A 21,958-nucleotide genomic window follows, 5' to 3' on the forward strand; every position below is an offset into this window, starting at 1 on the left:
GAGTGGTTGGCGCGCGGGGGATGGGCCGCCATCGCATCATGGCGCCAGCAGCAGCTGATAGGCCATCCGCATGGCGCGCTGCACGGCGTCGAGCCGGTCGTCGGCGGTGGCGGCCAATTGCGGATAGTGTGTCGACAGCAGGACGTTGAGTTCCGACAGGCGGGCCGACAGCAACTCCTTGAAGCGCGCCGGCGTGCCGAAGTCGTGGCCTTGTTCGCGCGCCTGGTGCAGCAGGCGCAGGCTTTCGAGGGCGGCATCCAGCGCGGCCGCTGGCGCGGCCTTTGCCGCCGATGCCGCCGGTGCCGGCGCGGCCGGGCAGGCCGACAGCGCTTGCGGCAGATAGACGTAGTCGCCCCCGGCCAGCGCGGCGAGGGCGGTGGCGACGTCGGCGCGTTCGGGATAGGCGTGGCCGCCGTAGCGGCCGAAGGCTTGGCCGAGCGTGACGCGCTTGAACAGCAGCGCGCCGGGCGCGCACATGGCGGCGGCGGCGCCGTTGTCGCCGGTGTCGCCGCCGAGCAGCATGTTGGCCAGCGAGGCGCCGTCGATCAGCAGCTCGTTCGGGAACAGCGGCGCCGCCGGCAGCGGCGTGCCGTCCGGCGCGCGCGGCTGGCGCCAGGCGGCCACCAGGCGCACGCGCGCGTGGTCGACGAAGTAGGGCAGCATGACGGCGATCTTGTCCGGCGCCATCGTGTCGCCGGGCGGCGCGACGGCGATGTATTCGCCCAGTGCCAGCGCCAGGCAGTGATTGAGGTTGTCGAGGGAGCCCAGGCCGGGCGCGTGGCTGTAGCGCAGGTGGCGGTGCGCTTTCAAGAGTGGCTTGAGCAGCGCGTGGCAGGCGCCGTGCGGGCTGCTGTCGGAGACGATCACCTCGCAATTGACGTGGGTTTGCGCCAGCGCGCCGGCCAGCGTGGTTGCCAGCGGCAGTGGATCGTCGGCCGGGATCAGGATGCTGACCAGCGGCGGGGCGGTGCCGTCGGCTTGTTGGGGTGTTTTGCGCCTGCTTCGTTTCAGCGTGCCGCGCGCCACGCGCAGGTAAAGTCGTTCCAGGTCGCGCGTCAGCGCCGGCGTGTCGAACAGCGGCGCGTTGGCGCGGTTCTTGTTGAGGCGATTGCGCAGGCGGGCCAGTTCTTTTGGATGGGTGGCGAGCCGGATCGCCTTGTTGGCATATCGCTTTTCCGTCAGCGCGATCAGCTCCGGCAGGCCGGCCGCTTGCAGCAGGCTGCCGCACACGCGGCTGGCGAAGGTCCGGCCGGCGCGGGTCAGCAGCGGCAGGCCGGCCCACAGCACGTCGCCGCCGATGGCGCCGGCGTTGTGCGGGCCGGTGTCGAGGAACAGGTCGGCCGCCTGGTAGCGGTCCATCGCCAATTCGCCGGCTGCTGGCGCGGCGAAGCAAAGGCGGTCGCTGGAGATGTCGTGCCGCAGGGCGGCCAGGCGCAGATTGTCGCGTACCTGTTCGCTATCGGTTTGCAGCCACAGCACGCTGCCCGGCACCGCGCGCAAAATATGCATCCAGGTGGCGAAGCGCTCCGGGACGATATGCCCGGCGGCGCCGAAGCAGCAGAACACGAAGGCGTCGCCGGGCAGGCCGAAGCCGGCGCGCGCGCCGGGCGCCGGCGGCCGGGGAAGCGCGCGCTGGCGGTCCTGCGGCTGGAAGCAGTGCGGAAGATACAGCGGTTTTTCGGTATGGTAGCCGGCCAGTTCCGGGGGCAGCACGAAACTGTCGGCCAAAACGTAGTCGACGCGGCTGTTGCCGCTGGTGCCGGCCTGTCCGAGCCAGCCGATTTGCACCGGCGCCGGACGGTGGCCCAGGATGCCCGGCCGTCCGCCCGGCAGTACGCCATGCAGGTCGACCAGGATGTCGATCTCGTGGGCGCGGATCGCCTGCGCCGCCTGCATATCGCTCAAGGGGCCGATCGGCACATGCAGGTCGAAGGCGCGCAGCAGGCGTTGACGCAGGGCCGAGTGATCCTCGCCGCTCCAGCAGAAGCCGTATACCTCCACCTGGTCGCGGTCGTGCAGCTCCAGCAGCTCGGCGACCATGCGGCCGGCCGGCTGCGCGCCGAAACCGCACGACAGATAGCCGACGCGCAGCTTGCGGTGGGCATAGCCATCCTGGTCGGACAGCGCCGTCGACGGCGGCGGGAAGTGCAGCGCCGCCTCGCGCCGCGCGTAGGCCAGCTGCCGCGCCGGATCGTCGCCCAGGCTGAGCATCGCCAGCGCCGACGTGTGGTGCTGCAGGGCCGTCTCGCTGACGCCGGGGATGAAGCCGTGCACCGGCCACGCGCACAACTTCAGGCGCAGGTCCAGCCAGCGCGGCACGATCAGTTTTTGCTTGGGATCCAGTTGGAGGCTGCGCAGCAGCGCGTCCTCGGCTTGCGCCGCATCGTCTTGCGCCTCCGCCAGCCTGCCGATGTTGTTAAGCAGGCGTACCTGCAGCGAGGCCGCCGCCGGCGGCGCGCCCGCTGGCACCGCCTCCAGCAGATCGAGCGCCTCGCGCCACAGGGTCAGCGCCGCTTCCGGCTGGCGTTTGCGCTCCAGCAGCACGCCCAGACCGAGCTGGCTTTCGGTGAAGCCGGGACGCAGCTTGAGCGATTCGCGGTAGGCGCGTTCGGCACCGGCGTCGTCCTGCCCCTGCGCCTGCACCACGGCCAGGTTGTACCAGGCCACATATTCGAGCGGGGAGTCGCAGTGTTTTAGCCACAGCGTGTACAGCGCGATGGTTTGTTCGGTCCTGCCCTGCGCGGCCATCAGGCCGGCCACGCCGATCAAATCCATGACCGATAGTTCGCCCAGTCCCGCCAGCGCCATCGCCAGGGTGCCCGCTTCCGCCAGATTGCCGGCGGCCATGGCTGCGTGAAGTTGGCGGGTCATGGGCGTCCGTTCGGCGGCCGGTCAGGCCGTGGGGCCCGCGTCCCAGCCGTCGGTGATATCCGCCGGGTAGCCGCGTTTGAAGTGGGTGGTCCACGGATAGGCCGGGGCGCCGGTGCCGTCCTTGAGCCGGATCTTGGAGGCGTCGCACAGGAAGGCGGCCGGATTGCCGGCGACGACGGTGCCGGGGGCGACGTCGCGGTGCACCTTGCTGTGCGCCGCCACCAGCGCGCGCTCGCCGACCTTCACGCCCGGCAGGATCACCGACATCGCGGCGATGGCCGCGTAGTCGCCGATCTCGGCGCCCATCAACACGTTGCTGGGCGGGTGCGGATCGTTGGTCAGCACCACGTACGGCAGCAGCCAGACGAAGTTGCCGACCTTGGACATTTTGCCGATGAAGACATTCGACTGGCAGCGCACGTAGTCGCCGATCTGGCAGTCGCCCTGGATATCGTTCATGGTGCCGATCTGGAAGGCGACGCCGGCCACGGTTTTCTCGCGCACCACCACGCGGTGGCCCGTCACCAGCTTGCCGCCGAAGCGCGAGCCCTCGTAGAACACCGAGTGCGAGCGGATGCGCGCGCCCTTGCCGATCACCAGCGGCTGGCCGTCGGCCAGCGGGGTCGGATAGCCGATCTCGCAGTAGCCGTCGATGACCGAGCCGTCGCCGATCTCCACGTTGTCGTGGATGATGGTGAAGGGGCCGACGCTGACGTCGGCGCCCAGTTTGGCTTTCGGCGAAATGAGTGCGCTGGGATGGATCATACGGTGCAGAATTTACGCACGGCGGCGGCCACTTCGAGCGCCTGCCCGTCGCTCATGGTCGGGCCGATCGGCAGGCTCAGAACCTCGCGGTGGATCGCCTCGGCCAGCGGGAACGCGCCCTCGGCGTAACCCAAATCGGCGTAGGCCGGCTGCAGATGCGGCGGCACCGGATAGTGGACGATGGTGCCGATGCCCTGTTCGGCCAGCGCCTTGGCCAGCGCATCGCGCTGGGCGTGGCGCACCACGTACAGATGCCACACCGGCTCGGCCCACTCGGGCACGAACGGCAGCGCCAGGCCGGCGATGCCGGCCAGCTCGCGGTCGTAGATGGCGGCGATGGCGCGGCGGCGCGCGTTGTCCGCGTTCAGCTTGGGCAGCTTGACGCTCAACAGCGCCGACTGCACCTCGTCCAGGCGCGAGTTATAGCCCGGCACCTCGTTGTAGTACTTGACCTTGGAGCCGTAGTTGCGCAAGGTGCGGATCTTGTCGGCCAGGTCGTCGTCGCTGGTGGTGACGGCGCCGCCGTCGCCCAGCGCGCCCAGGTTTTTGCCCGGGTAGAAGCTGAAGGCCGCCGCGTCGCCCAGCTGGCCGGCGACGCCGCCGCGATACAGCGCGCCGTGCGCCTGCGCCGCGTCCTCGATCAGCTTCAGATTGTGTTTGGCCGCCAGCGCCTTGAGCGGGTCCATGTCGGCGGTCTGGCCGTACAGGTGGACCGCCAGGATGGCCTTGGTGCGCGGCGTGATGGCCGCCTCCACCAGCGCCGGATCGATGTTGAAGCCGTCGGCGGTCGGCTCGACCGGGATCGGCGTGGCGCCGCAGTCGCTGACCGCCAGCCAGGTGGCGATGAAGGTATTGGACGGAACGATCACCTCGTCGCCGGGGCCGACGCCGTAGGCCTTGAGGATCATGAAGATCGCATCGAGGCCGTTGGCCACGCCGATGGCGTGCCCGCTCTTGCAGTAGGTGGCGAAACTGGCTTCGAAGGCCGACGTTTCGGCGCCCAGCACATACCAGCCGGAGTGCAGCACGCGCTTGAATGCCGCTTCCAGTTCATCGGCTTGCGACAGGTTGATGGCTTTCAGGTCGAGGAAAGGGACGCTCATGGTGACACTCGCTTATGGTGGTTTGCCGCGGCCACGAATTCGTCGTAGTCGTGATAGTAGTCTTTGGGGTCGTACAGGGTCGATGCCATCACCACGCACACCGCGCCGGACGAGAAGTTCTCGACTTCGCGCCACATCATGCCGGGCACGTACAGGCCGTAGTAGGAACGATTGAGCTGGAATTTCTTGCGCTCGAAGCCATCGTCGACGATGACGTCGAAGCTGCCCGACATGGCCACGAACAGCTGTTGCAGCTCGATGTGGCCATGGCCGGCGCGGGCCGATCCGCCCGGCACGTCGTACAGGTAGTAGACGCGCTTGATATCGAACGGGATATGCACGCCGCCCTCGATCACCGACAGGTTGCCGCGCACGTCGTGGTGCGGCGGCAGGTCGATCAGCCGGCACTGGTCCATCATGATGGCGCTCCCTCGCGGTTGGCCGCCACCGCCGCGTGGAAGCGCTGCTGGGACGTGGCCATCATCGGGAATACGCCGCCCAGGCGCACGGCCACGTCGTCGACGGTGGGCGCCATCACCGCCAGTTCGTCCGGCGCGACGATGCCGATGTCGGCCGATTCGATCAGCAGATCGATGTAGTCGGAGAAGCAGTAGCCGAAGTTGGGGTTGGCGTTGGGGTTGGAGTTCGATTCCAGCCGGCGGTCGTGGCGGAAGTAGGACAGCTCTTCGTCGATGTAAAACACCTTGCCGTCGCGCGCCAGATTGAAGTAGGCGGCGACGTCGGCCAGTCCCAGCGTGCAATCGTGGTTGTGGTATTTGAACAAGTGGCGGCCGATCTCCCACAGTCGCTCGCGGCGGAACATGATCGAGCTGAATTCGCCGACGAAGTTGCGCATGCCCAGCACCATGCTGCGCTGCATATCGCGCGCCGGCATGCTGCCGCTGGCTTCATACGGACGGCGCGTGTCGGTGCGCTCGTTGTCGACGTTGATCACCTGCGAGGCCGAGAACACCAGCTGGATCTCCGGGTCCATGTTCATGGTCGCGACCATGCGCTCGACGCAGAACGGATGCAGCACGTCGTCGTCGAACAGGGGCTTGATCAACTGGCCCTTGGCCGCGAACAGCGCCGTGAGCACGTTCTGCTCGCGGATCGCCGAATTGCGCTGGTAGATCAGGTGGCCGCTGTACTTGGCGCAGATGTCCTTGATCGCCTCGGTCGGGCAGTTGTCGCTGACGAGGATTTCGATGTTCGGATAGCTCTGGCCCAGCGCGGAGCGCAGGCAGGTCTCGAAATGGCCGGTCTTATACGACGGAATGACGATGCTAACTAATGGCAAACTCATGGTGCGTTCCCGGGTCAGGCGGCGACTGCCGTTACGATGTATTGCCATGGCAGCGCGTCTTCCACCGCCACCACCGGATCGATGCCGCTGGCGCCGGCCATCAGGCGGATCGCCGGCAGGTATTTTTCGCGCGCCGGTTCGTCGACGATGCGCGCGCTGCCGCCGCTGATCTGGAAGCCGGCCTGCTGGAACATCTCCAGCATGGCGCCGCGCGTGAAGATACGCTTGCGCGATTTCTCCAGGCCCGCCGGGCCGTAGCGCAGGTCGCCGGCGTTCATGCGCGCCTGGATGCTCCAGTGCTGGAAGTTGCGGATGGTGGCGACGATCTTGCCGCCCGGCGCGATGCTGGTGCGGATCTTCTGCAGCAGGGTCCATGGATCGTCGATCATCTCCAGCGCTTCGTCGAGCACCCAGCAATCGGCGCCGCGCACGTGGTCCCACAGGTCCGGGCCGGCGTGTTCGATCTCCACGTTGAAGACGAAATCGCAGTGCGGGCGGGCCGCCTGGGCCGGCGCGGGATCGGCCTCGATGCCTGTGTAGTCGACGATGGCGTTGCGGGCCTTGTAGGCCTTGGCGAAGGCGCCGTCGCGGCAATGCACCTCGACGATCTTGCGCGCCTCCTGCGGCACGAACTGCAGCAGGTCGGTGTTGACCACGGTGGTGGCGCTGGGCAGGTCGTAGTGGTAGCCGCCGGTGCGGATCACGGTGCCCTGCCAGTCATGCTTGATGTAGTTGCGCTTGGGCGGCTTGGGCGCGAAGTCCTCGCGCACCCACTCGATGCTCTCGATCAGGTGGTGGGCGCCGGCCTGGTGGATCGCCAGCATGGTCGAAATCATCGGCGCGCCGTGCTTGATCGGCATCGGCCACTGGCGCACCACCTCGATATTGGTCAGCATGCAGGCCGGATGCAGGTAGCGCACGGCGCCGTCGGCGCGGTCGTAGCCTTGTTCGTTGACCGGCTGGATGGTGCCGACGCCGTACATGCCGGGGCGCAGATGGCTGTGCAGCGATTCGATGAAACCGCCCTTGAGGATCTCGACGTCGGAGTCGAGGAACAGCACCTCGCCGGACAGCCCCAGATGGTTGATCGCCCAGCTCAGGCCCGGACCGTGGTGGATGTTGTAGCCGAACGGGATGAACTCGACGTTGTCGAAACCGTCGGTGATGGCGCGGATCTTCTCGGCCACGTCCGGGTTGGAGCCGTCGATGATGTAGACGCGGTTGGTGTAGAACTGGCGCAGGGTGCGCAGCAGCGCCTCGATCAGGTCCGGCGAATTGTAGGACACGCTGACGATCGGGATCTGGTCGATGCGCACCGGTTCGGACGCCGTGCTCTGCGACGGATCGTCGGACGGGCGCACCGCGTGCTGCGGCGCGGGCATGCGCGGCGCGGCCGGCTTGGCCACCTGCTGCAGCGCCGCCTCCAGGTTGCGCACGAAGCGCGGCGTGTCGAACAGCGCGCAGGTCATGCGGTTGGCCACCAGCTGGCGCTTCATCGAGGCGATGCGGTTAGGATCGTTGGCCAGCGCCACGGCCTTCTCTTCGTAGTCGGCGAAGTTATAGGTGATCAGCTGCGGCAGGTCGACCGCGCGCAGCAGGCTGCCGGCCATGCGCGACGAGAAGGTGTGGCCGGCGCAGGTGAGCAGCGGCAGGCCGGCCCACAGCGCGTCGCTGGCGGTGGTGCCGGCGTTGAACGGGAAGGTGTCGAGGAACAGGTCGGCCAGCTGGTAGCGCGCCAGGTACTCGGCCGGCACGGCGCGGGTATTGAAGATCAGGCGGTTGCGGTCGATGCCCGCCTCCTCGGCGTAGCGGTACAGGTTCTCGCGCACTTCCGGATAATCGGCCACCAGCCACAGGACGCTGTTCGGCACGCGGCGCAGGATGTTCATCCAGGTGCCGAACATGTCGGGCGTGAACTTGAAGTTGTTGTTGAACGAGCAGAAGACGAAGGCGTCGTCCGGCAGGTTGACGCTGGCGCGGGTCGGCTTGGCGGCGATGGCGCGCTGGCGGTCGTTGATCTGGAAGGTGTCGGGCAGGTACAGCGGCTTCTCGGTGAAGTCCTTGGTCATCTCGGGCGTGATCAGGAATTCGTCGGCCAGCACGTAATCGACGCCGGGCAGGCCGGTGCTGCCGGGGAAACCGAGATAGGTCAGCTGCACCGGCGCCGGGCGGAAGGCCAGGATGTTCGGGCGCGCGCCCAGGGTCAGGCCGTGCAGGTCGACCAGGATATCGATTTCGTGTGCGCGGATGGTGCGCGCGGCCTGTTCGTCGGTCAGCGCATCGATGCGGATGTAATGGTCCATCGCCTTGACCACGCGGGCGCGGATCGGCGAACCGTCTTCGCGGCTCCAGCTGAAGGCATAGACCTCGAACTTGCTGCGGTCGTGCAGCTCATACAGTTCGGCGGTCAGGATGGATACCGCGTGCGAGCAGAAGTCGGACGACAGGTAGCCGATGCGCAGGCGGCTGTGGCCGTAGCCATGGGCGCCGGTCAGCGGCGCGACGGCGGCGTTGACCTTCTCGTTGACGAAGCGACGGGCGGCGGCCAGCTGTTGGGCGGGATCGTCGGAGGCGCTCAGCATCGCCAGCGCCGAGGTGCCATCGATCATGGTAGTGACCGAGATGTGTTCCAGGCCGCTGTAGACGGGCCACTCGCACTGCTTCTGGCGCAGGTGAACCCAATGGGTCATCACGTTGGCCTGCTGCGGATCGACGCCCAGGCTCAGGGCCAGCATCTTCTCGGCCTCGGGGTAGCGCTTGCGGATCTCCAGCAGGCGTCCCAGGTTGTTCAGGGTTTGCACGTGCAGGGTTGGATTGGTCTTGATATCCGGCTGGACGTCGGTCAGCACCGAGTTCCACATCGCCAGCGCCTCCTCCGGACGACCGACCCGTTCGAGCAAGGTGCCAAGATTCAGGCGGGCCTCGACGAAGTTGGGATTTTGCGCGATCGCCTGGCGCAGCACTTTCTCGGCGCCGGCATCGTCGCCGCTATTGGACAGCACCACGGCCAGGTTGAAGCAGGCCGCATAGACAAGCGGCGACGGCGTGTTCAGGATCCAGGTTTGATACAGGCCGATCGCGGCGGGCAGCTGGCCGCTTTCCTGCAGCACGGCGGCGGCGCCGAACAGATCGCCGATGGAAAGCGCCCCGCTGGCGGCCAGGGCCATCACATTGCCCAGCGGGCTGGTATCGGAGGGAGCGGGTGCGGCAGGAGCTTGAGCGGTCATGGCTGGGCTTAAAGTTGGATCGATCCGGCACGCGGCGAACGGCCCGCAGAGCCATAAAAGGTAGGCACTATCATACCTTTTGTCGCTGGATACGGGGCAACTTTTGGCTCAGGAGCAAGAATGTAAAACCCCGTCTCCTCGACCGATCACAACCCCCGGGGTCAGGTCCGACATTCGGACACAAGCTCGGCCGTATCATGGAAATACGGTTGTGAGCGTGTCCGAATGTCGGACCTGACCCCGGGGTGGGGTTAGCGGTCGGGGACGCTGAACCAGCTGGTGGCGCTGTGGCCGCCCGGTTCGCGGCGGGTGTTGGTGAGCGCGCCGGCGGCACCTTGCAAGCCTTGGCCGGCGTGGTACTGCTTGAGCGCGTCCGTCAGCGCTTGCACGCCGTTTTCGGCGCCCGCCCCGGTGGCTTTCAATGCCGTCAGCTGTTGCGTTTGTGCCGCATTGTCGATGCCCGTTGTTGCCGGATTGGCAGCGGTGAAGCTCGACAGGGCGCTGCTCAGGCCACTGACTTGCTGTTGTAAAGTGGCAGCTGGTGTTGCCGATGCTGCCTGTTTTTGCGCCAGGAACCAGACGTCGGCGCTGTCGTGCACGCTGCCGTCGGTGCCGGTGTAGCGCGATGTCAGGCCGATCACGTTGCCGTTTTGCTGCGTCAGCGCGTTGCTGGCGCCGGTGGCGATGGTGGCGATGCCCAGCTGCGCCAGCGTCTTGAGCTCGTCGGCCTGGCTGACGCCGTCCGAGTTGCCGTCGACCCAGACGCGCAGCGCGCCGAAGGCGTCGTCGGCTTCGCTGATATGGCCGTCGCCGTTGCCGTCGAGCGCGGCCAGCGCGGCGTAGCCGTCGGCGGCTTTGGTGCCGTCGGCCAGGGTCGTGGCGCTGCCGAACAGTTCGCCGCCGTCGTTGATGACGCCGTCGCCGTCGCGGTCCAGGGCCAGCAGGCCGTCCTTGTTGTCGACCCAGCCGGTGTTGACGGCCTGGCCGTCGCCGCGGATGTCGAACTGGACGCCGGCCGCGATGCTCAGCGTGCGCACGCCGTTGCCGTCCAGATCCAGCACCAGCGGCGTGGCGTAGTTGACCGACGCGGCGTTGAGCGCCATCGTTTGCGTGACCGACATGGCCGCCACCTGGGCGCCGGTGAGGGCGTCCGCCTGCGCGATGCTGAGCGCGGTCAGGTTGGTCGTCGTCAGCGACGGGATCTGCCCCGCCGTGAACGCGGCGATCTGGTCGGTGGTGAAGACTTGCAACTGGCTCGCTTTGAGGCCGGCCACTTGCGTGTTGGTCAGGCCGGCGATCTGCGTGGTCGACAGGTAGCCGATCTGCGTCACCGTCAGCGAACCGAGCTGGCTGGTGGTCCAGGCGGCCAGCTGCGTCGGCGTGAAGGCGTTGATCTGGTCGATCGTCAGCGCGGCGATCTGGGTATTCTTCAGCGCGCCCATCTGCACGGTGGTCAGCGCGGCCGCCTGGGTGCCGGTCAGCGCGTTCAGTTGCGTCGATGTCATCGTCTGGATTTGCGCCGTGGTCAGCGACTGCAGCTGGTTGGTGTCGAAGGCGGCGACCTGGTCGACCGTCAGCGCGGTGACCTGGCTCAGCTTGATGCTGGCCACTTGTTCCGTGGTGAGGGCCTGGATCTGGCCGTTCGACAGCGACGACAACTGCGTGGTGTTGAGGTAACCGATCTGTGCGGTACGCAAGGCGCTGATCTGGCTGGTGCTCATGGCGAACAGCTGGTCGGCCGTCATCGCGCCGAGCTGGGCGCTGGTGAGCGCCTGCACCTGGGCCGTGTTCAGACCCGGCAATTGCGTGACGTCGAGGCTGGCAACTTGCAAGGTGCCCAGCGCGGCGACGTTGGCCGTGGCGAGCGCGCCGATCTGGATGGTCGACAGCGCGATCACCGCATTGACGCTGAGCGAGGCCGCCTGCGCGGTGCTCAGCGCGCCGAGCTGGTCGGTGCTGAAGACGGTGATCTGCACGCCGTCGATGGCGGCGATCTGGGCCGTTTTCAGGCCGCGCACCTGGTTGGTGGTCAGCGCCACGGTCTGGTCGGTGCTGAGGCCGATGAACTGGCCGGCAGTCAGCGCGGCGACGTCCTGGGTGTCGAGCGCGGCCACCTGGTCGGTGCTCAACGCGGCCAGCTGGTCCGCCGTCAGCCACTGCATCTGCGCGGTGGACAGGCCGGTCATTTGCGCCGTGGCGAGCGCGGCGATCTGATCGGTGCTCAGGTTGCTGGCCTGGGCGGTGGTCATGGCGGCGATCTGGGTGGTGCCCAGCGCCCGGATCTGATCGGTGGTTAACGCCAGCAGGTTGTCGATGGTCAGGCCGTAAGCCAGCTGGGCGGTGCTCAGCGCGGCGATGTGGGCGATGTCGAGCGCGGCGACCTGCGCCGTTTGCAGGCCGTTGGCCAGTTGGCTGGTGCCGAAGGCGGCCAGTTGCGCCAAGGTGAGCGAATTGAGCTGGCCGGCGGCCAGCGCGGCGACCTGCACCGTGTTGATGGCGGCGATCTGACGCGTGCTCAGGACGACCAGGTCGTCGGTTTCCAAAGCGACGATCTGATCCGTCGTCAACGCGGTGACTTGTTGCGTGGTCAAGGTCGACGCTTGCGCGGTGCTCAGCGCGACGATCTGGTCGGTGGTCAGCGCCTGCACCTGGCTGCTGTTCAGCACCGAGGTTTGCGCGGTGCGCAATGCGGTGAGCTGGTCGGTCGTCAGCGCGGCGATGCTGTCGCTGCTCAGACCGTACACCAGTTGCGCGGTGGTCAGGGAGCTGACGTGGTCGGCGTCCAGCGCGGCCAGTTGGGCCGTGCCCAGGCCGTTGCTGATCTGGCTGGTCGTCAAGGCGGCCAGTTCGGTCGTGGTCAGGCCGTTGAGCTGGTCGCTGTTCAGTACACCGATCTGGTCGCTGGTCAGGGCGACCATCTGGCGCGTGGTGAAGGACGACAGGTCGACCGTTTCCAGCGCGACGACCTGGGCGGTCGATAGCGCGGCGACTTGTTGCGTGGTCAGGGTCGACGCCTGCGCGGTGCTCAGCGCGACGATTTGGTCGGTGGTCAGCGCCTGCACCTGGCTGCTGTTCAGCGCCGCGGTTTGCGCGGTGCGCAGCGCCACGAGCTGGTCGGTCGTCAGCGCGGCGATGCTGTCGCTGCCCAGGCCGTAGACCAGTTGCGCGGTGGTCAGGGAACTGACGTGGTCGGCATCCAGTGCGACCAGTTGGGCCGTGCTGAGGCCGTTGCTGATCTGGCTGGTGGTGAGTGCCGCCAGTTGGCTCGTGGCAAGGCTATTGAGCTGATCGCTGTTCAATACGCCGATCTGCTCGCTGGTGAGCGAGACGATCTGGCGCGTCGTGAAGGACGACAGATCGGCTGTTTCCAGCGCGACGACCTGCGTGGTCGTCAGCGCGGCGACTTGCTGTGTGGTCAGGGTCGATGCCTGCGCGGTGCCCAGCGCGACGATCTGGTCGGTCGTCAGTGCCTGCACCTGGCTGCTGTTCAGTACCGAGGTTTGCGCGGTGCGCAATGCGGTGAGCTGGTCGGTCGTCAGCGCGGCGATGCTGTCGCTGCCCAGGCCATACACCAGTTGCGCGGTGGTCAGGGAGCTGACGTGGTCGGCATCCAAGGCCACCAACTGGGCCGTGCTCAGGCCGCTGCTGATCTGGCTGGTGGTCAGCGCGGCCAGTTCGGTCGTGGTCATTCCGTTGAGCTGGTCGCTGTTCAGTACGCCAATCTGATCGCTGGTGAGCGAGACGATCTGGCGCGTCGTGAAGGACGACAGATCGGCTGTTTCCAGCGCGACGAACTGGGCCGTCGTCAGCGCTGCGACTTGCTGTGTGGTCAGGGTCGATGCCTGCGCGGTACCCAGCGCGACGATTTGGTCGGTGGTCAGTGCCTGCACCTGGCTGCTGTTCAGCACCGAGGTTTGCGCGGTGCGCAATGCGGTGAGCTGGTCGGTCGTCAGGGCGGCGATGCTGTCGCTGCCCAGGCCATAGACCAGTTGCGCGGTGGTCAGGGAACTGACGTGGTCGGCATCCAGTGCGATCAGCTGGGCCGTACTCAGGCCATTGCTGATCTGGCTGGTGGTCAGCGCCGCCAGCTGGCTCGTGGCAAGGCCATTGAGCTGGTCGCTGTTCAATACGCCGATCTGCTCGCTGGTGAGCGAGACGATCTGGCGCGTCGTGAAGGAGGACAGGTCGGCCGTTTCCAGCGCGACGACCTGGGCGGTCGTCAGCGCGGCGACTTGTTGCGTGGTCAGGGTCGACGCCTGTGCGGTGCCCAGCGCGACGATCTGGTCGGTGGTCAGCGCCTGCACCTGGCTGCTGTTCAGCACCGAGGTTTGCGCGGTACGCAGCGCCACAAGCTGGTCGGTCGTCAGGGCGGCGATGCTGTCGCTGCCCAGGCCATACACCAGTTGCGCGGTGGTCAGGGAACTGACATGGTCGGCGTCCAAGGCCACCAGCTGGGCCGTGCTCAGGCCGCTGCTGATCTGGCTGGTGGTCAGCGCGGCCAGTTCGGTCGTGGTCATTCCGTTGAGTTGATCGCTGTTCAGTACGCCAATCTGGTCGCTGGTCAGGGCGACGATCTGGCGCGTGGTGAACGACGACAGGTCGGCCGTTTCCAGCGCGACGATCTGGGCCGTCGTCAGCGCCGCCACCTGTTTGGTGGCCAGCGACGCGGCCTGTTCCGTGGTCAACGCGGCGATCTGGTCGGTATTGAGGCCTGCGGCGATCTGGTCGGTGGTCAGCGCGGTGAGCTGCGCCGTGGCCAGCGAGGCCAACTGGTCGGTCAGCAGCGCTTGCAACTGGTCGGTGCCCAGCACAGTCACTTGCGCGGTGGACAACGCGGCCAGATCGACCGTCTCCAGCGCGGCCACCTGGTCGCTGACCAGCGCGGTCAGCTGGGTGCTGCCCAGCGCGCGGACCTGGGCGGTGGTCAACGCGACGATCTGGTCGGTGGTCAACGCGGCGAACTGCACCGCCTGCAGATTCTTGATGGCGCCGGTGTTGATCGCGGCGAACTGGTCGGTGTTGAGCGCGGCCAACTGGGCGGTGTTCAGCGACGGCAGTTGGATCGAGGTCAGCACCGCCACATGGGCGGTTTCGAGCAGGCTCAATTGCAAGGTCGTCAGCGCGCCCAGCAGTTGCGTGGTCAGGCCGGTGACGGCGCTGGTCGACAGCGCGTTGAGCTGTTCGGCGGTCAGCGCGCCGATCTGGTCGGTGTTGAAGGCGGCCAGTTGGTTGCTGTGCAGGGCGACGAAATCCATCGTGCTCAGCGCGGCGATCTGGTCGGTGCTGAGCACGCTGATCTGCGCGGTGCCCAGGACGCCGACCTGGGCCGTGCCCAGCGCCATGATCTGGTCGGTGTTCAAGGCGGCGATCTGGCCGGTGCTCAGGCCGCCGATTTGCGCGGTGCCCAGGGTACTAACCAGGTCGGTTGTCAGCGCGGCGACGTTGGCGGTGGTCAGGGCGGCGATCTGCGCCGTCTTGAGCACGGCGAAGTCGGCCGTCTCCAGCGCGTTGAGCTGGTCGCTGCCGAGCGCGGCCACTTGTGCGGTGCTCAGCGCGGCCGTCTGCACGCTGCTCAGCGCGACGATCTGGTCGGTCGTGATCGCGGCGAACTGGGCGCTGTTGAGCGCGCCCAGTTGGGCGCTGGACAGGGTGGCGAAGTTGTCGGTGCCGATGGCGGCGATCTGCTCGCTGCCGAGCACGCTTATCTGGCGGGTGGCCAGGTTGTCCATCTGCAAGGTGGTCAACGCGGCGATCTGGTCCGTGGTCAGCGAGACCGCCTGCGCCGACGTCAGCGCGTCGAGCTGGGCGGTGGTCAGGTTTTGCAGCTGGTCGATGGTCAGCGCGGTCAACTGGACGGTGGTCAGCGCTTGCACCTGCGACGTTTTGAGCGCCTGCAGGTCGTCGGTGGCGATCGCCCGCACCTGGTCGGTGCCGAGCGCGACCAGCTGGTTGCTGGTCAGCGCGGCGACCTGGGCAGTGGTCAGGTTGTCGATCTGGGTCAGGCCGAGCTGGCTGACCTGCAAGGTGCCCAGCGCGGCGATCTGGTTGCTGACCAGCGCGGCCAGGTCTTCCAGCTCCATCGCGTTCAGCTGGGCGGTGCCCAGCGCGGCGATCTGGGTGGTCGCCAACTGGGCGAATTGCCGCGTCGTCAGCTGGATGATCTGGTCGTTGCTCAGCGATTGGAATTGGTCCGTGGTCAGCGCGTTGAGCTGCGCCGAACCCAGGCTTTGCCACTGGTCGGCCAGCAGCGCGTTGAGCTGGTCGGTGGCCAGCGCGGCGATTTGGGTGGACTTAAGGGCCAGCAATTCGTCGGTGGTCAGCGCCTGGATTTGGGTCGTGGTCAGCGCCAGCAACTGGTTGGTGCCCAGCGCCTGGGTCTGCGCGGTGGTCAGCGCGGCGACGCGGTCGAGGGTCAGCGACTGGATTTGCTCGGTGCCCAGCGCGGCGATCTGCGCGGTCTTGAGCGCGGCCAGGTCTTCCAGTTCGATGGCGCCCAGTTGCTGCGTGCTGAGGGCGGCCACTTGCGCCGTGGCCAGCAGCGCGTATTGTTGCGTGGTCAGCTGAATGATCTGGTCGGCGGTCAGCGAGCGCAGTTGCGTGCTGCTGAGGGCGTTGAGCTGGCCGGAGCTCAGGACCTGCACCTGGTCGATGACAAGGGCGGCGAGCTGGTCGCTGCCTAGCGCGGCGATTTGCACGGTTTTGAGCGACACCACCTCGCCGGTGGTCAGCGCCTGCATTTGCGTGGTGGTCAGCGCGGCGATCTGGGCGGTCGCCAGGCTGCCGAGCTGCGCGGTGGTCAGCGACATGATCTGGTCGTTGGTCAGCTGGGCGATGCGCTCGGTGCTCAGCGCGGCGAGTTGCGGCACTTTCAGCTGGGCGATGTCTTCCAGTTCGATCGCGCGCAACTGGTCGCTGCTCAGGGCGGCGACGCCGGCGGTGCTGATGCTGCCGATCTGGCGCGTGGTCAGCGCCGCGATCTGGTCGGTGCTCAGCACGGCGATCTGGTCGGTGGTCAGGCCGGCGATCTGGTTCTGCGTCAGGGCCTGGATCTGGTCGGTGTTCAGGTAGCTCAGGCCGCCGATGGCGGTCAGTTGCGCGGCGCTCAGGGCGGCGAAATCTTCCGAGCTCAGCGCGTGGATCTGGTCCGAGCTCATCGATGACAGCTGGCTGGTCGACATCGCGGCGACCTGGGCGCTGGTCAGCGCGGTGACCTGGTCGGTGCTCAGCAGCGCGATATGGGCGGTGTTGAACGCGGTGATCTGCGCCGTCTTGAGGGCGGTGATTTCAGCGGTGTTGAGCGCGGACAGTTGGTTGCTGGTCAGGCTGGCGATCTGGCCGGTGGCCAACGCGGCGACCTGCTGCGTGGTCAGCGAGGTGATCTGCGCGGTCAGCAGGCTCTGGAATTGCGAGGTGCCCAGCGATGCCAGCTGGGCGGCGGTCATGCCCTGCAACTGGTCGGTGGAGATCGCGCCGAGCTGGGCGCTATTAAACGCTTGCAACTGCACGGTCCGCAACGCGGCCAGGTCGCGCGTTTCCAGTGCGACGATCTGGTCGGTGATCAGCGCTGCCACCTGCTGGCTGGTCAGGTTGGCCACTTGCGTGACGCTCAGGCCGGCGATCTGGTCGCTGTTGAGCAGCACGAACTGGTCGGTGCTGAGCGCCGCCACTTGTTGGGTCTTGAACGCGGCCAAGTCTTGCGTTTCCAGCGCTGCCAGCTGGCCGGAGGTCAGCGCGTGCACCTGGTCGGTGGTCAAGTTGCCTGCCTGCAGGGTGCTCAGCGCAACGATCTGGTCGGTGCCGAGCGCGCGGATCTGGGCGCTGGTGAGCACCGCCATCTGGGCGGCGGTCATCGAGCGGAACTGGTCGCTGGTCAGCGCGCCGACCTGGCCGGTGGTCAACGCCACCACTTGCGCGGTCCTCAGCGCGGCGATGTCGCCGGTGGCGAAGGTTTGCAACTGGTCGGTGCCAAGCGCGGCCAACTGGCCGGTGCTCAGTCCCGCCACCTGGACGCTGGTCAGCGCGGCCGCCTGCGCCGTACTCAAATTGGCGAAAAGATCAGTGCCGAGCGCGGCGATCTGCAACGTTCTCAGGGCGGCGAAGTCCTGGCTTTCCAGCGCGTTGAGCTGGTTGCTGCCGAGGGCGGCGACTTGCTGCGTGGCCAGTCCGCTCACTTGCGCGGTGGTCAGCGCGATCAGCTGGTCGCTGTTGAGGGCGGCGATTTGCGCGGTTTTGACGGCGGCGATTTGTGCCGTTTTCATCAGTGCCAGCACGTCGGTGCCCAAGGCCAGCAATTGCTCGCTGCTCAGTAAAGTGACTTGTGCGGTGGACAGGCTGGTCACCTGCGCGGTGCCCAGCGCGGCGATTTGCGCGCTGTTCAGCGATTGCAGCTGCGCGCTGCCCAGGCCATTCAGCTGGGCGCTGGTCAGCGCCTGCATCTGGTCGGCGCTTAGCGCGTTCAGGTTGGCGGTGCTCAGGCCGGCCAGTTGCGCGGTTCTCAGCGCGGCCAGGTCGCGCGTTTCCATCGCGGCGATCTGGTTGCTCGTCAACGCCTGCAACTGGCGCGTGCCCAGGTTGGCGACCTGCATGGTGGTCAGCGCGACGATCTGGTCGGTGCTCAGCAGGCTGATTTGGTCGGTGCCCAGGGCGGCCAGGTGTGCCGTCGTCAGCGCGGCCAGGTCGGCGGTCTCAAGCGCGAGCAACTGCTTGCTCGACAAGACGGCCATCTGCGCGGTGCCGAGGTTGCTCGCTTGCGCGGTGGTCAGCGCGGCGATCTGGTCGGTCGTCAGCGCGGCCATCTGCTTGCTGCTCAGCGCGGCGAGCTGGTGGGTCTTCAGCGCTTGCAGTTGTTCGGTGGTCAGCGCCGCGATGTTGGACGTGCCGAGGCCGGTGATTTGTTGCGTTCTGAGGGCGGCCAGGTCCTGCGTTTCCATCGCGACCAGCTGGCTGGTCGACAGCAGCGCCAGTTGTTGGGTGGACAGGGCGCCGGTTTGCGCCGTGGTCAGCGCGACGATCTGGTCGGTGGTGACGGCGCCGAGCTGGTTCGCGCTCAGCGCGTTCAACTGCGACGATTTGAGCGTGGCCCAGTCGGCGGTGGTCAACACGGCGATTTGCGCGGTCAGCAGGTAGCCGATCTGGGCGGTGCTGAAGGCGTTGACTTGGGCCGTGGTCAGCGCGCCCAGCTGGGCCGAGTTCAGCACCTGGATCTGGTCCGAGCTCAGTTGCGCGATTTGCGCCGTTTGCAGCCCGGCGACCTGGTTGACGGTGAGCGTGGCGATGGCCTTGGTGCCCAGACTGAGCAACTGGCTGGTCTTGAGCGCGGCGAAGTCCCGCGTTTCCATCGCGGTCAACTGGCCGGTGGTGAGCGCTTGCAACTGGGCGCCGGTCAGCGCGCCGGCTTGGGCGGTCGTCAGCGCGACGATCAGGTCGGTGTTCAGGGCGGCCACCTGGGCCGGCGTCAACGCGGCGATCTGCGCGGTTTTCAGTACGGCGAAGTCGATCGTTTGCAGCGCGTTGAGCTGGTCGGTCGACAGGGCGGCGATGGCGCGGGTGCTGAGCGCGGCGGTCTGGGCGGTCGTCATCGCGACGATTTGATCGGTCGTCAGCGCTGCCAGTTGGCTGTTGGTGAGGTTGCTCAGCTGGGTGCTGGCCAGCGCGGCGAACTGGGTCGTCGTCAAGGCGCCGACCGCGTTGCTCGACAACGCGGCGGCTTGTTGCGTCTTGAGCGCGACCAGGTCCCGGGTTTCCATCGCGACCAACTGGTCGGTCGACAGCAGCGCCAGTTGTTGGGTGGACAGGGCGCCCGTTTGCGCCGTGGTCAATGCGACGATCTGGTCGGTGGTGACGGCGCCGAGCTGGTTCGAGCTCAGCGCGTTCAACTGCGACGATTTGAGCGTGGCCCAGTCGGCGGTGGTCAGCACGGCGATTTGCGCGGTCAGCAGGTAGCCGATCTGTGCGGTGCTGAAGGCGTTGACTTGCGCCGTCGTCAGCGCGCCCAGCTGGGCCGTGTTCAATACCTGGATCTGGTCCGAGCTCAGTTGCGCGATCTGCGCGGTTTGCAGCGCGGCGACCTGGTTGGCGCTCAAGGTGGCGATAGCCTTGGTGCCCAGGCTGAGCAACTGGCTGGTTTTGAGCGCGGCGAAGTCGCGTGTTTCCATCGCCGCGAGCTGGCCGGTGGTGAGCGCTTGCAACTGGGTGCCGCTCAAGGCGGCGGCCTGCTGGGTCGTCAGCGCGACGATCAGGTCGGTGTTGAGCGCGGCCACCTGGGACGGAGTCAGGGCGGCGATCTGCGCGGTTTTCAGCGCGGCGAAGTCGATCGTTTGCAGCGCGTTGAGCTGGTCGGTCGACAGGGCGGCGATGGCGCGCGTGCTCAGCGCGCCGGTCTGGGCGCTCGTCATCGCGACGATCTGATCGGTCGTCAGCGCGGCGAGCTGGCTGTTGGTGAAGTTGCTCAGCTGCGTGCTGGCCAGCGCGGCGAACTGGGTCGTCGTCAAGGCAGCGACGGCGTTGCTCGACAGCGCGGCGGCCTGCTGCGACTTGAGCGCCACCAGGTCCTGCGTTTCCATCGCGGCGATCTGGTCGCTGTTGAGCATTGCCACTTGCTGCGTCAGCAGCGATGTCGTTTGCAGCGAAGTCAGTCCGGCGATCTGTTGCGTGGTCAGCGCACCGAACTGTCCGGTGCCCATGGCGGCGAGCTGGCTGGTTTTCATGACGGCCAGGTCGCGCGTTTCGATGGCTGCGACCTGATCGCTGCTAAACGCGCCGATCTGCTGGCTGGTCAGCGCGCCGGCCTGGCCGGTCGTCAGGCCGATGACCTGGTCCGTGCCGAGGGCGGCGATTTGCCGGGTCGACAGTGCGGCGACCTGGGCGGTGGTGAGCGCCGCGACCAGGCTGGTGTCCAGCGCGGCGATATTGGCGGTGCTCAGCCCGGCCAGCTGCTGCGTGCGCAGCGCTGCCAGGTCTTGCGTTTCCATGGCGTTCAGCTGGTCGCTCGACAAGGCCGACAGCTGCAGCGAGCTCAGGGCGTTGGCTTGCGCGGTTTTCAGCGCGACGATCTGGTCGGTGTCGAGCGCGGCGATCAGGGCGGTGCCCATCGCGGCGAGTTGCTGGGTCTTGAGCGAGGCCAGGTTGGCGGTGCTGAGCGCGCTCAGCTGCAAGGTCGACAATGCCGCCATGTTCTGCGTGCTCAGACCGTTGGCCTGGGCGGTGCCCAGCGCGGCGATCTGGGCCGTGTCCAGCGCGGCCAGTTGGCCCGTTTTCAGCGCGCCGATCTGCGCCGTCGTCATCGCGGCCACCTGCTGGGTGCCGAGCGCGGCGATGCCCTGGCTCGAGATGGCGGCGATCTGGTGGGTGCGCAGCGCCGCCAGGTCCTGGGTTTCCAGCGCGGCCAGCAGTGCCGTGCCCAGCGATGCCATTTGCATCGTGGTCAGGCCGGCCGCGTGCGCGGTGGTCAGCGCGGCCATCTGGCCGGCCGTCAGCGCGTTCAGCTGCGCCGTCGTGAAGGCGGCGACCTGCGCCGTTTTCATGGCGGCGATGTCGCGCGTCTCGATCGCGGTCACCTGTTCAGAGCTCAGCACGATGATTTGCGCGGTGGTCAGCGCGGCCACTTGCTGGGTGCCCAGCGCGGCGATCTGGTCGGTGCTCAGGGCGCGCAACTGGCCGCTGCGCATCGCCGCCACCTGGGTGGTCGTCAGCGCGGCGATCTGGTCGGTGCTGAGGACGCTGGTGGTGGCGGTGCCGAGCGCGTTCAGCTGCTGGCTCTTGAGCGTGGCGAAGTCCTGGGTTTCCATCGCGGCCAGCTGGGCGCTGCTCATCTGGCCCAGTTGCAGCGTGGTCAGCGCGGCGGTTTGCGCGGTCGTCAGCGCGACGATCTGGTCGGTGCTGAGCGCGGCGAATTGCTTGGTGGTCAGCGCGGCGATCTGCGCGGTTTTGAGCGCGGCGAAGCCGGCGGTGCCCAGCGCGGCCAGCTGATCGCTGCCGAGGGCGCCGATCTGCACGGTCGACAGGCTGCTGCTTTGCGCGGTGCGCAGCGCGGCCATCTGGTCGGTGGTCAGCGCGCCCAGCGCGGCGGTGCCGAGCGAGACCAGTTGCTGCGTGGTCATGGCGCTGATGTCGTCGGTGTCGATGCTGGCCAGCTGAGCGCTGCTCAGCGCGGCCAGTTGCCGGGTTTGCAGGGCTGCCGTCTGGCTGGAGGTCAACGCGGCGATCTGGGCGGTGCCGAGCGCGCGCAGCTGCGCCGTGTTCAACGCGACCACCTGGCGCGTTTGCAGCGCGGCGATGTCGTCGGCCTCGACCAGCGCGATTTGCGCGGTCGTCAGCGCGGCGACCTGGACCGTGGCTAGCGCGGCGAACTGGTCGGTGGTCAAGCCATGGACCAGTTGATCGTTCGTCAGGCTGATCATTTGTCCGGTCGTCAACGCCTGGATCTGTTTGGTGGTGAAGCCGTGGCCGATCTGGTCGGTGCTGAGCACGCGCAGATTCTGGGTCGATAGCGCCCGTAACTGGGTGGTGCCGATCGCGGCCAACTGCGTGCTCGACAACACGGTCATATGCGTGGTCGTGAGCAAGGCAATTTCCGCAGTCGTCAGCAGCGCCATTTGGCTCGGTTGCAGGCTGACGATTTGGTCGGTGGTGAATCCAGGTACTATCGATGGCATAATTTAATCTCCTGACGGAAATATATCTTACCG

Annotated in this window: 7 protein-coding genes; all 7 read right to left on the reverse strand. The window is 67.2% G+C overall.

What is annotated here, in order from left to right; translation table 11 throughout:
* Nucleotides 1–36: 36 nt before the first annotated feature.
* Complete coding sequence (locus AC07P1_RS31445) at nucleotides 37–2,871, reverse strand: O-linked N-acetylglucosamine transferase family protein (RefSeq protein WP_494699533.1); 2,835 nt, start codon at nucleotides 2,869–2,871, stop codon at nucleotides 37–39.
* 21 nt (nucleotides 2,872–2,892) lie between these two features.
* Nucleotides 2,893–3,636, reverse strand: a complete 744-nt coding sequence (locus AC07P1_RS31450) for an acyltransferase (RefSeq protein WP_494699534.1) — start codon at nucleotides 3,634–3,636, stop codon at nucleotides 2,893–2,895.
* Nucleotides 3,633–4,739 carry a DegT/DnrJ/EryC1/StrS family aminotransferase gene (locus AC07P1_RS31455; protein WP_494699535.1) on the reverse strand — a complete coding sequence of 369 codons (1,107 nt, stop codon included), beginning with the start codon at nucleotides 4,737–4,739 and terminating at the stop codon, nucleotides 3,633–3,635. The genes AC07P1_RS31450 and AC07P1_RS31455 overlap by 4 nt, the downstream gene beginning before the upstream one ends.
* Nucleotides 4,736–5,158, reverse strand: coding sequence for a sugar 3,4-ketoisomerase (locus AC07P1_RS31460; RefSeq protein WP_090327764.1), 423 nt, complete (start codon nucleotides 5,156–5,158; stop codon nucleotides 4,736–4,738). Before AC07P1_RS31460 ends, AC07P1_RS31455 begins: the two co-directional genes overlap by 4 nt.
* On the reverse strand, nucleotides 5,155–6,045 hold the full coding sequence (locus AC07P1_RS31465; RefSeq protein ID WP_494699536.1) for a glycosyltransferase: 891 nt from the start codon (nucleotides 6,043–6,045) through the stop codon (nucleotides 5,155–5,157). The genes AC07P1_RS31460 and AC07P1_RS31465 overlap by 4 nt, the downstream gene beginning before the upstream one ends.
* Nucleotides 6,046–6,059: 14 nt before the next feature.
* On the reverse strand, nucleotides 6,060–9,272 hold the full coding sequence (locus AC07P1_RS31470; protein ID WP_494699537.1) for an O-linked N-acetylglucosamine transferase family protein: 3,213 nt from the start codon (nucleotides 9,270–9,272) through the stop codon (nucleotides 6,060–6,062).
* A 251-nt stretch (nucleotides 9,273–9,523) separates the two neighbouring features.
* Nucleotides 9,524–21,925: a beta strand repeat-containing protein gene (locus tag AC07P1_RS31475; protein ID WP_494699538.1), complete on the reverse strand. Its 12,402-nt coding sequence runs from the start codon at nucleotides 21,923–21,925 to the stop codon at nucleotides 9,524–9,526.
* Nucleotides 21,926–21,958: the final 33 nt, after the last annotated feature.

Source organism: Duganella sp. GW821-FHT07F09, from assembly GCF_059418705.1.

What these genes read in the sequence shown, in the direction of transcription:
- AC07P1_RS31455 (WP_494699535.1), bottom strand. Translation starts at nt 4,739, where the DNA reads ATGAGCGTCCCTTTCCTCGACCTGAAAGCCATCAACCTGTCGCAAGCC.
- AC07P1_RS31450 (WP_494699534.1), bottom strand. Translation starts at nt 3,636, where the DNA reads ATGATCCATCCCAGCGCACTCATTTCGCCGAAAGCCAAACTGGGCGCC.
- AC07P1_RS31470 (WP_494699537.1), bottom strand. Translation starts at nt 9,272, where the DNA reads ATGACCGCTCAAGCTCCTGCCGCACCCGCTCCCTCCGATACCAGCCCG.
- AC07P1_RS31465 (WP_494699536.1), bottom strand. Translation starts at nt 6,045, where the DNA reads ATGAGTTTGCCATTAGTTAGCATCGTCATTCCGTCGTATAAGACCGGC.
- AC07P1_RS31460 (WP_090327764.1), bottom strand. Translation starts at nt 5,158, where the DNA reads ATGATGGACCAGTGCCGGCTGATCGACCTGCCGCCGCACCACGACGTG.
- AC07P1_RS31445 (WP_494699533.1), bottom strand. Translation starts at nt 2,871, where the DNA reads ATGACCCGCCAACTTCACGCAGCCATGGCCGCCGGCAATCTGGCGGAA.
- AC07P1_RS31475 (WP_494699538.1), bottom strand. Translation starts at nt 21,925, where the DNA reads ATGCCATCGATAGTACCTGGATTCACCACCGACCAAATCGTCAGCCTG.